Source organism: Anaerosporobacter mobilis DSM 15930, from assembly GCF_900142955.1.
Taxonomy (GTDB): Bacteria; Bacillota; Clostridia; order Lachnospirales; family Lachnospiraceae; genus Anaerosporobacter; species Anaerosporobacter mobilis.
On sequence record NZ_FRCP01000015.1, the window covers coordinates 108,873 to 124,650 of the forward strand.

Consider the following 15,778-nt stretch of genomic DNA (forward strand, 5'->3'; position numbering starts at 1 on the left):
TACTCTACTCCTTTATCTGAATTGTATCAATTGGATAAACAGCAATTGTATCTGCGATAGGCTTTCCCGCCAACTCCTGACCAAACTGTTTATTCAAAGCATCTTGAATATCTGTTAATAAAGAAACTGGAGCTTCCACATAAGTAAACGATATATTCGTTCCAATTGTGGCTTTCTCTAACTCATCTCTATTAAATCCATTATCATACAAAACAATATATGACAAACCCGCATCTGCTGCATTACGTTCACTCGGTGCTACCAAATAATACCCTTCCCCATTATTGATATAAGAATCCACAAGGATTCCTTCTCCACCAATTGTTTCTGCAGGAAGTACACGTTGATTATCTATTCCGTAAGCTGCTGGTTCAATTGAATACTCATCAACATTGTCAGACACTTGTTTTCCTTGATTCACCAATATATTTGGTATTAAGATAACTGCTACTACAGCCATAGCCACAACGGCCATACCTGCACGAAATTTATTTGTGTTAAAATTCCTTCGAAACCAAGATTTGTTTTTCTTTACTATCGAATAACTTCCTTGCTTATTATGTGTTTCCTGTTCCTGTAACATGCGAGCTTTTTCGTATATACCGTCTATAAACTCTTTATCACTTTTCATACGTAAAGCCCTCCTCTTCCAACATTTTTCTCAGCGATTTCCTGGCCCGATGAACCAATACTTTAACTTGGGATGTAGTTTTTCCCAGTACATCAGCTGCTTCTTTATAAGAAAAGTCTTCAAAATCAATTAATATAAGCACTCTAGCATACTCTTCTTTCATTCTCTCTAGTGTGTGAGCTATCAGTCCTTTATTCTCCTGCTGAATAATATAATCAATTAACTCATCTTCTTCACTAGATATCTCCGTCTGCTCTTCTATATTGACTGTATATTGCATATGTTTGTTTTTACGAATATAATCGATTGCCTTATTACGACCTATAGTAAATAAGTAAGTCTTAAAACTTGTTTTTCCATTATAACGTTCTTTATAAACATATACATCGACGAAGGCATCCTGAGCAATATCCTCAGCAATATTTAGATCTTGTAGATACCTATTTAAAAAATAGATTAACATGTTTTTATATGCAAGAACTAATTCTTCAAACCCTTCTATATCTCCATTAATAAATCTCTGATATCGTTCTTTATCCAATTCATTTAAGTTATCTTTGTTTTCATTCAAATTCATTAATCAATACCCTCCAAGGTATAATAATTCTTACCCTTTAGTAACGACAGTAACTAAGTAAACTCCAAGAGTTAACATATGACTCCTCAGAAGTTACGGTTTAGCACATCACGTAACCTCAAGAATTAACTTTGCTACTTCACATAAACTATATTATACCATGTTAGGCAATTGATAAACAACAGGTACCGAATATATTACTCGCTACCTGTTGTTTTATATCTAATTACGTAATCCGATTACGTAACCTTATTTTGTAAGAACTTTATTAATTGCATCCACAGCAATTTGAGCTTGTTCTTTTGCTGCTGCAAGAATTGCATCCTCGCCTTTTTCTTCCACTTCCATAGGAATATCACCTAATAAGATAAAGAATACATAGTTACCCACTTGTTCAACCCTTGATGCTTGAACCTTAATCTGATTCATTGGATATTGCATTGAATCATTCACTAAATAATCACGGTATGAATTAAGTGCATCAACAACTTCTTTTACGTTTGCTTCCTTTGCTTTAATTGCAACAAATGTATCTACTTGAGCACTTATCATTGGTCCCTGGGCAACGAACTCTTCATACCAGTCCTCTTTTACGCCAAAGATACTTTCTAATGCTTGTGCATCATAATCCATATTAGGTATATACGCTTCTCCATATGCATCTTTTACCGCTGTTTGAATCTCACTTACTGGTACGTCTTTTACATTTCCTGTTCCTTGGTCGTCTTTTTTACTAGAACATGCAGCCAAAGAAAATGCCATTATTCCTACCATAACTAAACTAACAATTTTTTTCATTCTTCTCATATTATTTTCCTCCAATATCGTGCGCGCTTTTGGCGCAATTCTTATTCATATTATTATTGTTTTAATGTTTACACTTATTATTCGTAAATGAGAAGAAAAGGTTACACCTTTTTTTATTTTTTTTATTCTACTATATTATTGAGCCAAACTCCCTTTTTAACCAAGACATAACCAATAATACATTTAATTATATCTGCAAATTGACAAATAAAATAAATCCATAAAATCGACATACCTGTAAGTCTAGTTAAAAATAATGCCACTGGGATACTTACTACCCATACAAAACAACTGTCAAAAAGGAAAGTTATTACTGTCTTACCTCCCGAACGTAACGTAAAATAGGCCGCATTTAAAAATGCCTGTATAGGCATCATAAGTGCAACAATGCGTATAAACGAGCGGGCAAGGTATTTTACTTCTTCATCTGTTTTGTAGATATTAACAAATACATGGGCAATTGCACCCATGAAAAGTCCAACTACTATACTTGTTATAACAGAGAAGAATATCATCTTGTTTGCCGTATCCTTCGCTTCTTCCATCTTACCTGCACCGAGTAGCTGCCCTACAACAATAGATACTGTGCTACCCATAGCAATAAATACAATATTGAACATATTAGAAATAGTTGATGATATATTGTACCCAGCAACAACAGCAATGCCACGAACAGAATAACACTGCATAAGCATCGCCATACCTGCCGACCATAGTGCTTCATTCACTAATAATGGCATTCCCTTTACTATTATTTGTTTACTCAAATCTGTTGGTATTCGTAATGTCCGATATATTCCCACAATAAACTGGTTCTTTTTATAATGAATATGTGTCCACACAATAATAATTCCTGCTTCAATAAATCTAGCAATAACAGTTGCTATAGCAGCTCCTTCCACACCAAGTGCAGGGGCTCCAAATTTACCAAATATAAGAATATAATTTAGTGTAGTGTTGACGATAACAGAGATAATACCTGCTATCATAGGCGTAAGCGTTTGTCCCGTTTCTCGCAATGTACTAGCATATATTTGAATCATCATGAAAGGTATAAGTCCAATTAACATGATTCTCATATAACTCTCTCCATAGGAAAGTGCCAATGTAATATTCCCTACATTACTGCCTTCATGAAGATACATTGATATTAATGACGTTCCAAAACCCGAGAATATAATCATGCTAATCGCAAGCATTATTGTACATATAATAATCTTAAAACGAAATGCACTTCTTACTCCTTCCTGATTATCTTGTCCGTAAAACTGCGCTCCGAAAATTCCTGCTCCCGATACACCACCAAAGATACAGAGGTTGAACACAAAAAATAATTGGTTCACAATTGCGACACCAGACATCTGTTCCGTTCCAACCCTACCTACCATGATATTATCTATCATTCCAACAAAATTCGTAATTCCATTCTGTATCATAATAGGAATCGCAATTCCTAGTATCATACGATAGAATTTTTTGTCTCCAATTAGCTTTCTCATAACATTCTCCTTTTTTAATTACTCAGACTTTGCACTTGAAGATTTCGAAGAGTAGCTAACTGCTATGTTCAACGAAAAACCCTCTCTCGCGAGGTAATTCGACAGCTGCAATTCTAAAGAAAATTAAATTGAAACTGTCGACTCATTCTACTATAACAATTTCTATTAAAAACTGCTATAATAATTTTGCCTTAAACTAGTACAAATCTACCAGTTTATGTTTTGTTATTAGAATCTTAATAAACATTAAGTTGTATCACTTATCTAGCTATGCTATAATGATGTGGTATTATTAATTATTTGTGTATTATTTAAACTTTTGAGTTTAATTAGTTACAAACTTGTTCACCTAAGGAGGATATCAATGACTAATATCACAGCAGATGTAAAGTGTCCATACTGTAAAATTGGATTTGAGATTAATGTAGATTTAGAAGCAGAAGATGAAACAGAATTAGAAGGTGCAAACTCTTTCGACATCGATTTTGATGAAATGGAGTGCCCTAATTGTGAAAACTTCTTTGCTATGCATGGTAAAGTAGAAAAAGTTGATGAGGAATTCAAATTAGTAATTGAATCAATTGACTAATTAAAGTAAAAATAACTGTATTCCATATAAAAAGCTCCTTCGGAGCTTTTTTTGATTTCTAATCCTTAATATTTTCATACAAAAAAACAACTTAGCTGCTGAATGCTATCTAGTGAAACGGTGTGTTCACCTATAGCATCTAGCATAACTAAGTTGTTTAATATTGCACTCTATGCATTATGGATATTTAATTTCCGAATCCAGGAATCTGTAAGCTTCCATCTTCACCATAGAATTCACTAAATGGATCAGTTTGTTGATCATTCTGGCTATCATCTGGAGTTGTGGTTCCTTTCGATTCTGAATTATTTGATGTTGTTGTATCTTCTTTAATTACCTGTGTCTTTTTCTTTAACTTAACTTCGAAAGTTTTCTCTACGAATTGACCATTTTCTAGTCTTTGAATCGTTACATTTACTTTTGTTCCTGCTCGATAGCTTGATATTCTTTCTTGCATCGCTTCCATAGTAGTAACATTCGTATCATTAATCTTTGTTACGATATCTCTAGGTAAGATTCCACTCTCTTCTGCAGGTCCACCTTCTACTACGGAGTCAATATAAACACCTTCTGGCCAACCATAACCACTAATCATATCAGAGGATACTGTGCTTCCAGCGATTCCAAGGAAACCTGCTTCCCCTTCTGCAATCTTTTCACGGTTCATAAGATCATTGATAATTGGCATTGCACGGGTAATTGGAATTGCAAATCCCATACCTTCTACAGAACTATCTGCATATTTAACTGAATTAATACCAATAACTTCACCAGCGATATTAAGTAATGCTCCACCACTGTTACCTGGATTAATTGCTGCATCTGTTTGTAATAATGTCATAGTATTATTCTCGATGGTAACTTCTCTTTCCTTGGCACTAATATAACCAACTGTTGTCGATTGACCATAACCTAATGCATTACCAATAGCGATAGCCATTTGTCCTACCTTAATATCATCAGAGTTACCTAAAGTGGCAATCTTAATCTTTCCCATCGTATCATCACTAATATCTTTTAATTTAACCGCGATTACTGCTAAATCTGCCGTACTATCTTTTCCTTTGATTTCAGCTTGATAGATTTCATCATCAATGAACTTAACTGCAATAGCTTTCGCACCATCTACTACATGGTTATTGGTAACAATCAATAATTCATTATCATTCTTACCAACGATAAATCCGGAACCACTACCTTCGACTTCCTGCTCATAGTTTTGGCCGAACCAATCGTTATAAGATTGTGTCACGGTACTTGTGATTGCCACAATGGAAGGCATTGTTTCATCAACCACATCAGATACGTCTGTATTATATACAACTCCAGCATTGGAAATCGTCGTTGTTGCAATGGAATTATTACCAGCACCCTGATTGGTATTCAAGGAAGAATTACCAGCTCCTGCGTTTCCTACTATTACACTTTCATTTGCTTCTGGATTAATTCTATAATATATTGCATTCGCTCCTAAGAACGCTACACTCGCTATAAGACCGAAAGCAGCAGCTTTTGCTATGAACCTTACAATATTCTTGCTTTTTTTCTTAGGCTTCTTCTCTTCATTCTCCATCTGAGATACAGGTTCTTCGGAGAAACTTTGTCCTCCATTCATAAAATCATCTTGTGGTATCTCTTCTTTAACATATCTATAAGAGGTATCTTGATATTGATGAATATCATAGAATTCTCCGCCAGTATACTGTGAATCCTCATTGCTCTTTGTATCATAGTATCCGTTATTATATTGATTTACCTCTTGGTTACTATTGTTCTGATACTGCTCATTGTAAGTGTTTGTATATTCATTCCAACCATCATTGGAATTACTATTTGAATTCATATTGCTATTATCATAATCCTTCTCCATAGGTTATCTCCTTTCCATACAAAACATCGTATAGTCTTACACTTTGTGTAATCCCTAGAAACAGCTTCGCTGTTTCTCATTAGTTACATATGTTACATATATTAAATATATTTATTTAAATGTTATCATAACATCAAAATGTGTAAAGAATGTGAATAATAAGAAATTATTAAGAATTTTTTTGTTGTAGATTAAAAGTTGGTAATGTATTATAATAAGGACGTTATGTCATAACTTTTTCCGATCTATGGTTATTACATAGCAATTCAGTAATTCTGTTTTTTGGGGAATTTCTGAATACCATTTTATTTATACATTATGAGAATACAGAGGTGATTTCATATCAATGATTAAAGATAATCAGAAAACATTTAATAGGTTTCATGGAATTTTGGACTTAATTGCGTTGTTCATCGCTTACACATTGAGTTACGTAACACGTTTTATTATCTTTAAGCCAGACAAGGGGTTCTTGCCATGGTCAACCATGCTACATTACTCCATATACCTTCTCCCTGCATATTCTATAATTTATTATTATTGTAATCTATATGCACCAAAGAGAAGTAAAGGACATAAGACAGAATTTTTCAACATTATTAAGGCTAATATTGTAGGTACAATATACTTCATCCTACTCCTATACATCTTCAAAAAAGATATCAATGTTTCCCGTTCATTCCTTACTATTTTCTTTATGATGAATGTAGCCATTACGTATCTTTATAGAAGAATTCTGATTAAAATACTTCATTCAATCAGATCACATGGTTTCAATTTGAAACACATATTAATAGTAGGTTACAGTCGTACTGCGGAAGGATACATCGATCGTATTCGTGCCAATCCTCAATGGGGTTATCATGTTCTTGGTATCCTTGATGATACCAAACAAGAAGGTGATATGTACAAGAATATTAAGATTCTAGGTGGTACGCACAAATTAACCGAATTGCTAGAAAAGAATACAATTGATGAGATTGCTATTACGTTAAGCATTAGTGAATACTCTAAGTTAGAAGATTTAGTAGCCGCTTGTGAGAAATCAGGTGTACACACTTTGTTTATTCCAGATTATAATAACATTATACCTACAAAACCGTATATTGAAGATTTGAGTGGTTTACCAATAATCAATATCCGTCGTGTTCCACTTAGCAATACATTCAATAAGACAATTAAGCGATGTATCGATATAATCGGAGCGTTAGTTGCTATAATTATCTTCTCCATTCCAATGCTGATTGTAACGATTGCAATTAAGACAACATCAAAAGGACCATTAATTTACTCACAAGTGCGAATTGGTCTTCATAACAAGGAATTCAAGATGTTCAAATTCCGTTCTATGGAGATTCAATCAGAATCTGCTGAGAAGAAGGCATGGACAACCTTAAACGATCCGCGTGTTACTCCTATTGGAAAATTTATACGTAAAACGAGTATCGATGAATTACCTCAGTTATTCAATGTATTAAGAGGAGAGATGAGTTTGATCGGACCTCGTCCTGAAAGACCTTATTTCGTTGAAAAATTCAAGGAAGAGATTCCTCGTTATATGATTAAACATCAAGTTCGTCCAGGCCTAACTGGTTGGGCTCAAGTAAATGGTTATCGTGGTGATACTTCTATTAGAAAACGTATTGATCACGATCTATACTATATTGAAAATTGGACCCTTGGCCTTGACATAAAAATATTATTCCTGACATTCTTTAAGGGATTTATCAACAAAAATGCATACTAATATGCGAATGTAACGATATCATCGGCATTCGTCAACATAATAAGTCGGGATACTTCAAGTTATACTTGAGTTGTATCTCGACTTTGTACCTAGGAGGCGCTTATGCGAGACAATCAAGGAAACTATGAAAACCAGAGAGAGCTAGTGAAAAAAGTGAAGAAGAAAAAGAAAAAACGACTACGTAAACTTATCATTATCGAACTAATTGTAATTCTAGTTTTAATACCAGTTGTATACCTATACTTCCAACTCGGTCGTATCCCAAGGCAAGAGCTTAACCTTGATAACATTCAGTTTAATAATATTAATTTAAAAGAATTAGATGGTTATCGTAATATTGCTGTATTCGGTGTCGATTCTAGAGCAAATGATTTGAAAAAGAACACCCGAAGCGACTCCATCATGATTGTAAGTATCAACAAAAAAACAAAGGATGTTAAAGTAAGTTCCATATATCGAGATACCTATGTATACATTGAAGGCCACGGCTATACCAAAATAAATCATGCCTATGCTTACGGCGGACCTGAGTTAGCGATTAACACTATTAATAAGAATTTTGACTTAAATGTTACCGATTTCGTTACAGTAAATTTCAGTGCTGTTACCAATGTCGTTGATTTACTTGGCGGTATTACCCTTGATATTCAAGAAGATGAACTAAAACACGTAAACAACTATACACGTGACGTTGCTAAAATCAATGGTACTGACTATAAATATCTTAAAAAAGCTGGTAAACAAACCGTAGATGGTACACAAGCAACAGCCTACTGTCGTGTACGTTACACGGCTGGTGGAGATTTTACTCGTGCCGAAAGACAACGTACGGTTATGGATCAGATTTTCAAAAAAGCTAAGAAAGCTAACCCTTTCACACTTGCTAAAGTTGCTAACAAGATGATTCCACAGGTCTATACAAGTTTATCAAACACAGAGATGCTAAGCTTAGGAAAGGATATCTTCTCTTATGATATTAAAGACCAAACAGGTTTTCCATTCGATAAGACTGCTAAGAAAATCGGTGGGGTATCTTATGTATTAGCTGATACACTATCATCTAATGTTTCAAAACTCCACGAGTTCCTATTTGATCAAAAAGATTATGAACCGTCTAAAACAGTGAAAGGATACAGTTCTGAGATAGCTGGTAGATAGCAGTAAGCTTTAGACATCAAACTCCTTTACCATTAAATAAAACTCCGTGAATGTGCTAAATCTTCATTCACGGAGTTTCTCTTTGCATAGCCCTATGAATCTAGTGAAATTCCTTCCACTGCTCTTTATCTCCATAGAAAACATTTAGATCGATATACGCTTCTTCCCCCTGATAGCCTTTTAACCTACCACGATTGGTATATTGCCAGAAAGTCCATTCTCTTTCAATCTTTGGCTTGGTTATTACATTCCTAATCCACAAAGGATACGAATCAAAATACCCCTTTAGATAAGCATTCCACATTTCCTCTGTGGCGTAAATGATTGGTGTAAGATTATAATACTCCTGAATGGAATCCAGATAAATCTGCAACTCTTCTCGTAACTTATCAGCATTGGGTGGATTCTTTTTCTTATTTCCATAATATTCAACATCAACTACAGGTGGTAGCATCGACTCATCTACCTCCACATTCTTAATGAAATTCTTCGCCTGTTCTTCTCCTGGACTATCGAAACTAAAGAAATGATAAGCACCTACTAATAACTCTGTCATCTTTGCCTGTTCCAAGTTATATAGGAACCTATCATCTACATGGCTGCTGCCTTCTGTTGCTTTGATATAAGCAAATTGAATTCTTTCTGATGAGAGTACCTCCCAATCGATCTCACCTTGATAATGGGAAACATCAACTCCACGGATTGGATACTTATTTTTTGATGGATTATTTAATAGTATATATCCATTATAAACCGCATACAAGCATGCTCCACCAAGTATAACAGCGATAACAAAGCACAATATAATTATCCTTCCTCTTTTTCTTAATTTCTTCATATATTCCCCCCTTATATATCAATCAAGTATGCCGGTGACAGATATGATATACCCACCACCGGCATGTACCTTTGTACTCTATTTATCATTCGAACTTATTAATTCGATAACACGTTCAGTAGACTTCCCATCAAAATATTGATAATGTCTATCTCTAAACCATTCAATTCGTTCTAGGTCATATTTTTCTTCATATATATTCAACTTAATTGCTTCAATTAATTCATCTGTTGTTTTAGCTACCATGCCTGGAACAAATGCTTCATATGGCTCGTAAAAGCCTCTTCCCTTACTCTCAAAGGCTTCTAAATCATATGCGTAAAAGACCATTGGTTTCTCTCTTAAACAATACTCATATATAATTGAAGAATAATCTGTTATAAGAGCATCTGCAACTAGTAATAAGGTATTCGTATCAGGATAAGAGGACAGATTGTAAATCCTACCTTTATACCTTTCTTGTTGCTCCTTTGTCCATGCATATTGCCTAGCTACAAACGGGTGAAGTTTAATGATACATACTAGATCATCTGGTAGCTGGTTAATGAATGCATCCAAATCAAGCTCCATCTTCGGTTTCGCAACTTCTTCATCACGAAATGTTGGAGCATATAATACAATTTTCTTATCTTTTAATTCTGGATACTGTTGATAGAATACTTTCTTATCATTATGTTGCTTCTTACTATCAAACAAGATATCTGTCCTTGGTAAACCAGCTGCATAAACCTTATCTAACTCTACACCAAAGGCACCCGCATATTGTTCCCTAATCCCCTCTGCATTCACAATTAGATGGGTAATTGTACGATTTGCACGATACTCTAATTTCTTCAGATTTCCCTCATTTGCATCTTGACCGAATTTCTTAATCGTTCCTGTTCCATGCCACAATTGCACTACCTTTGTCTTAGAAGAAAAATGCAGATATGACATTGGTAAGAAGATGTTATCTAAAAATATATAGCCAGCTGTTGCCATATGAAATGGTTTCACTAAGAAGAATTCAAGAAAACGGTTAACTTTCCCTGCATTCTTAACTTCGGCAGTATCTTCTTTCTTAATATAATAGAACTTATAATTTGGATTTTGCTTCTTCATTTCTTGAATAATCATACCAACATTGCTATCCATACTACTATCATGGGTCATAATGCAGAATACTTTATGTTTATTAACTCTAGTAAAGATACGATCAATATAGAAGAAAAATGCAAAAAGCATATATCCTATCTTTTTTGCGAATTGTTTCATGAATCTATTCTCCATTCCTACTTATATGAGATTTAATGATGTCTACAACCTTTTCTGAAGCATGTCCATCGTCTAAATGATTGTATTTTTCATGAAATCTTGTGTATTTTGCTCTGTAATCGTTAGCGTCGTAATGTAGAATATCATCTATTAAGTCCTCCGTCTTAAGAGAAATTGGACCTGGTACATCAGAAACAAAATCAAAATAAAAGCCCCTAAGGATATCCTTATATTTCTCTAAATCATACGCATAGAAGAACATTGGACGATTTAACAAACTATAATCAAACATAACCGAAGAATAATCTGTGATGAGCATATCTGATACAAGATAAAGATTGGCTATATCATAACTCTTATCGTAATCATAGATAAATCCCTTATAATCAGCCCAATCAATGGAATCCTGAATAAGATAATGATACTTTACAATACATACATATTCCTCTCTTAACCTCTCCATAAACATATGGAACGCTAAGCTTGGATTGAATTTGTAACTTCCTTGACAATAGAATTCATCATCTCTCCAGGTAGGAGCATATAAGATTACCTTCTTATCAAGAGGTAATCCAAGTTCCATTTTAAGCTCCTTAATTGTCTCCTCATTGTTACCAGTGAATAGAATATCATTTCTTGGATATCCCACCTCCACCATCGTCTTATAGAAAGCAAATGCCCTACGAAAGATTGCTGTAGAATAAGAATTCTGTGATAGTAGATAATCCCAAGTTTGAGCGTTATCATAAAAATCCTTCTTATACTCGTCTGTATCCTTTCCTTCTGCCATGGTTACTTCTTTCATATCAAGGGCTAACTTCTTAAGAGGTGTTCCATGCCACGTCTGGATATACGTAACTCCCTTTCTTTTCACTAAGAACTTGGGTTGTCTGCAATCAAAGACCCAGATCTTAGCTACAGCCATATAATAAAGATACTTAAAACGTCCATACTTTGCAATCTTAGCTTTTCCAGGTATCTTCGTATTCTCATTCTCAAAAAACCATACAATATGATAGATTTGGTCTAGCCCCTGTTCAACCATATTCTCGTAGATTGCCTTTGGGTTCCCCGAATAATTTCTACCCAAATTACTGCCAAACACAATGGTCTTTTTCTGTAATGGCAATATCTTATTCAAAATTCTATATATTAGCACGATGCACTTCTTAACAATGCTTCGTACTAATTGCAATACTTTCCTCATATATACTCCTTATTAAAGAAACTTACCTAACTGATAACGAGATATTCTAGTTAATAACGATACTATTCTAGTTCAAATCGAAACTGTTCTAGCTAATAACGGAACTCTTCTAGCTAATAGAGAATCTGTTCATATCATAACTGTTCTAGCTAATAGACAAACTGTTCTAGTTCAAATCGAAACCATTCTGGTTAATAACGAAACTCATCTACACATTATATCATACTTCTAGAATTGAGACTATGCTAAGAAACGATAGCAAAGAAACTATAGTACTTCTTAGTGTGTGCTTATAACAAAGGAAGACGAGGCATGGAGGCCGAGTCAGCCTTCACCACGACAGGATGTCGTGTTGAAGGCGTGTCCGTAACATTAGCAGACGTATCGCACACACTTAGAAGTAACTTAGTTCGTAGCGTGTTTTGTGCATAGTATCAAGTCTAGAAGTATGTTCAAAACAGTCTAGGGAGTTTCGCCCTTACCCACGAATCAGTTTCTCAACGACTCTTTCAGCTGCATGTCCATCATCGATTCCACAAAAACGATTATAGAATGTATTATACCGTTCCTTGTATGTTTCTTCAACATCATTAATATGTTCGATTGCCTGTATTAAATCTTCATTCGTCTGTAAGAGAGGACCAGGTACTTCTGTCTCCATATTAATATAGAATCCATGTAATTCTTCTCTATATTTCTCTAAATCATACGTAAAGAATAATATTGGTCTTTTAAGATTAGCATAATCAAAGAATACAGAGGAATAATCCGTAATGCAGATATCTGAAGCAAGGTATAATTCTGTTATATCTTGATAACGACTTCCGTTGTAAACGAACCCATCTCCACATAAAGAATCCACTTGATCTACCACAAAGTAATGGGTACGCAGAAGAAGTACATACTCCTCACCTAATCTTTGTTTCATCTGTTCAATGTCAATAGCAAGTGAGAATTTATATTTCCCGTGAGAATAATATTCATCATCACGCCATGTAGGTGCATAGAGAATGACCTTCTTTCCCTGTGGTATTCCAAGCTTTTGTTTTACAAACCCTGCAATCTCATCTGCATTGTCTGCGTATAATAAATCATTTCTTGGATAACCATACTCTACAATCTTTTCTTTATCAAATAGAAATGCATGCTCGAATACCTCAGTTGAGAAGCTATTATCTGATAGAAGATAATCCCACTTTCTAGATACTTTATAAAAATCTTCTTTGTGCGTTAAAGAAGCTGAATGTACATCTTCCATATCAAAAACTAGTTTCTTAAGAGGAGTTCCATGCCAAGTTTCAATAAACACACTCTCTTTTCTCTTATTATACCAAATTGGTTGCCTACTATTAAACACAAGAAACTTGGACCTTGCAAGGTAATAAAGGTACTTGTACGTATTTGGTTTAATGATAACGGGATTCCCCGGTATAACTATCTTATGATCTCGCATAACCCAAATAAATCTATACTCGCTTCCATAGTTTCTTAACATATACTCATAGATATATTTACAATTATCTGAATAGCTCTTTCCACCAAAACTCTCAAACATAACCCAGTTACGCTTAATCGGTAATCTACGAAAGATGAATTTATCTAGTGCTCTCGCTCGTTGAATGGTATTCCCAAATAAGCCCTTCTTCTTTCGTTTCATAAACATCTTGTTCGCTATCTTAACTGCCTTTTCTTGTTTGTTGTTTCTAATTGCCATAAGGATTTGTTGTTGCTGTTTATTAAAGTTTATAAACACACGATTATTCATATCATGTAACGCTATGGAATATGCACCAAAGGTGGTTTCTGTTAATACAGGATCGTTCTTCCCATGATAGGACTTTTCATAGTTTTGTAGAAGAAATCTACAACAATATTCGTCTAAGAGATCTGTTAAATCCTCACTAGAAGCTCTTATATATCCTTTAGAAGCAACATAAGCGTCTAAGAATTGTTCCATACGGTTATTTGCTTTCACTTGCGATAAGGAGGGATATTGAATTGTATCATTATGGTATCTCTTCGCATAGGTTTTAGACCTACTACAAATCCAGGTATCATCACTTGTACTTCTTGCTAGTAAACCCGTTACGTACGATAGATCTGAGTAAAACTCGTTTGCTTCATCAAAGTGTAAGCCACTTTCTTCTAACCAAGATCGCTTGATTAGCATATTAAGTACACTTACCTCTTCCCTAAACAACTGCTCTGCTACATCACTCACATCATATCTCTTAACCATATCAGTAGCAACATCCTTAGAGTCCTTATACATTTCCTGTTTATCAGTTTTCAAAAAAGTATATCGCTTAAACCATGTTAGGCACATAGTACCATATACCACGGCTACTTCACTAGATGATGCTACTTGTAGCATCTTACTTAAGCCATCATATATTAAATAATCATCGCTATCCATAAAATATACATATTCTTTACTAGCCTTACTTAGACCGAGATTTCTCGCTGCTGCAACACCAGTTTTATCTAATAAAGTAAAATCCCTTATTGGTAATACTGTTTTATACCATTCTAGCAATTGCAAAATACTCTTTTCCTCATCAACATTGTTCAGACGATTCACATCACGAACAATAATCACTTCATACTCTTCAAGTCTTGCTTCTACTATACTATCCAAACAATCTCTTAAAAAATGTTCCCCTCTATGATATGGAATAATTATACTGACACCCAATACTAATTCCTCCTATATACAAAACAAGGTGCCACACAAATAACTTCATTCTGAAATGCTTTTGTGCGGCAACCTATTCTAATCTCTTAATGCAATATATAAATCTTTAATGGAATCACAATAATATGTTGGTGGAAATGCTGTCGACTTAAGATCTTCATACTTTGCTTCTCCTGTAAATACAACTGCTGTATCCACACCAGCATTAATCCCACAAGCGATATCCGTATAGAGTCTATCCCCTATAACAATGGTTTCCTCTTTCGAATATCCACTTTCTTCACAGGCCATATCAACCATAAGATTATTTGGCTTTCCAAGATACACAGGCTCGCGTTTCACTGCCTCTTTAAGTAGGTTACAGATTGCACCACAATCCGGAATATATCCATATGACACAGGACATGATAAGTCTGGATTTGTAGCAAAGTAATCAATATTCGTTGTCTGTAGCAACTCACATATGTTCTCAATCTTAGTATAGTTTAATTCACTATCAAAGCCTACGACTGCAGCTACAATACTACTCTTTAAAGAATCATTAGCTTCTTCCGTAACCTTTAATCCATATTTACGTAACTCGTTAACAAACGATTTCGTTCCAAGTACGTACAATAATTGTTCATCATAACGTTGCTTTAGAAAGGTCGCTGTTGCAGTAGTGGAAGTCAAGAAACTACTATCGTCAACCGGTATTCCCATCTTCGTGAACTTAATAATATAATCCTCTATACTCTTTGTAGAATTATTGGTTATGAACACATATTTACCACCAAGATTCCTTACTTCTGCAAGGAAATCTAAGGCTCCCTCGATAGGCGTTGCGTCAAATGAAACGGTACCATCTATATCGAGAAGAAATAACTTTTTGTTTTTAATGTCATTAGTAATCGCTTTCATTGGCTA

13 protein-coding genes are annotated in these 15,778 nt (G+C 34.6%); 3 read left to right on the forward strand and 10 right to left on the reverse strand.

Annotation, left to right across the window (positions count from 1 at the left end; all coding sequences use genetic code 11):
* Positions 1-4: 4 nt before the first annotated feature.
* The 4 genes from BUB90_RS15080 to BUB90_RS15095 form a co-directional block, all read right to left on the reverse strand.
* Positions 5-631 carry a hypothetical protein gene (locus BUB90_RS15080; RefSeq protein WP_073289267.1) on the reverse strand — a complete coding sequence of 209 codons (627 nt, stop codon included), beginning with the start codon at positions 629-631 and terminating at the stop codon, positions 5-7.
* Positions 621-1,208: an RNA polymerase sigma factor gene (locus BUB90_RS15085; RefSeq protein ID WP_073289268.1), complete on the reverse strand. Its 588-nt coding sequence runs from the start codon at positions 1,206-1,208 to the stop codon at positions 621-623. Before BUB90_RS15085 ends, BUB90_RS15080 begins: the two co-directional genes overlap by 11 nt.
* 249 nt (positions 1,209-1,457) lie before the next feature.
* Positions 1,458-2,015, reverse strand: coding sequence for a DUF4358 domain-containing protein (locus BUB90_RS15090; protein ID WP_242952556.1), 558 nt, complete (start codon positions 2,013-2,015; stop codon positions 1,458-1,460).
* 122 nt (positions 2,016-2,137) lie between these two features.
* Positions 2,138-3,514, reverse strand: coding sequence for an MATE family efflux transporter (locus BUB90_RS15095; RefSeq protein ID WP_073289269.1), 1,377 nt, complete (start codon positions 3,512-3,514; stop codon positions 2,138-2,140).
* 364 nt (positions 3,515-3,878) lie between these two features.
* Between BUB90_RS15095 and BUB90_RS15100 the strand changes: the two genes are divergently transcribed.
* Complete coding sequence (locus BUB90_RS15100) at positions 3,879-4,103, forward strand: hypothetical protein (protein ID WP_073289270.1); 225 nt, start codon at positions 3,879-3,881, stop codon at positions 4,101-4,103.
* A gap of 187 nt (positions 4,104-4,290) precedes the next feature.
* On the opposite strand, the gene BUB90_RS15105 is transcribed toward BUB90_RS15100, so the two are convergent.
* Positions 4,291-5,973 carry a S1C family serine protease gene (locus BUB90_RS15105; RefSeq protein ID WP_073289271.1) on the reverse strand — a complete coding sequence of 561 codons (1,683 nt, stop codon included), beginning with the start codon at positions 5,971-5,973 and terminating at the stop codon, positions 4,291-4,293.
* A gap of 346 nt (positions 5,974-6,319) precedes the next feature.
* Between BUB90_RS15105 and BUB90_RS15110 the strand changes: the two genes are divergently transcribed.
* Entirely contained in the window at positions 6,320-7,720 is a 1,401-nt protein-coding gene (locus tag BUB90_RS15110) for an undecaprenyl-phosphate glucose phosphotransferase (RefSeq protein WP_073289272.1), read from the forward strand.
* 102 nt (positions 7,721-7,822) lie between these two features.
* Positions 7,823-8,878: an LCP family protein gene (locus BUB90_RS15115; RefSeq protein WP_073289273.1), complete on the forward strand. Its 1,056-nt coding sequence runs from the start codon at positions 7,823-7,825 to the stop codon at positions 8,876-8,878.
* A 100-nt stretch (positions 8,879-8,978) separates the two neighbouring features.
* Here the strand turns inward: BUB90_RS15115 and BUB90_RS15120 are convergent, their stop codons facing one another.
* The 5 genes from BUB90_RS15120 to BUB90_RS15140 form a co-directional block, all read right to left on the reverse strand.
* Positions 8,979-9,716: a glycoside hydrolase family 25 protein gene (locus BUB90_RS15120; RefSeq protein ID WP_073289274.1), complete on the reverse strand. Its 738-nt coding sequence runs from the start codon at positions 9,714-9,716 to the stop codon at positions 8,979-8,981.
* A gap of 78 nt (positions 9,717-9,794) precedes the next feature.
* Positions 9,795-10,970 (reverse strand): CDP-glycerol glycerophosphotransferase family protein, encoded by a 1,176-nt coding sequence (locus tag BUB90_RS15125; RefSeq protein ID WP_073289275.1) that lies wholly within the window; start codon positions 10,968-10,970, stop codon positions 9,795-9,797.
* Positions 10,971-10,974: 4 nt separating this feature from the next.
* Positions 10,975-12,177: a CDP-glycerol glycerophosphotransferase family protein gene (locus BUB90_RS15130; protein WP_073289276.1), complete on the reverse strand. Its 1,203-nt coding sequence runs from the start codon at positions 12,175-12,177 to the stop codon at positions 10,975-10,977.
* 478 nt (positions 12,178-12,655) lie between these two features.
* Entirely contained in the window at positions 12,656-14,872 is a 2,217-nt protein-coding gene (locus BUB90_RS15135) for a CDP-glycerol:glycerophosphate glycerophosphotransferase (protein WP_073289277.1), read from the reverse strand.
* Positions 14,873-14,950: 78 nt separating this feature from the next.
* Positions 14,951-15,772, reverse strand: coding sequence for an HAD-IIA family hydrolase (locus tag BUB90_RS15140; RefSeq protein WP_073289278.1), 822 nt, complete (start codon positions 15,770-15,772; stop codon positions 14,951-14,953).
* Positions 15,773-15,778: the final 6 nt, after the last annotated feature.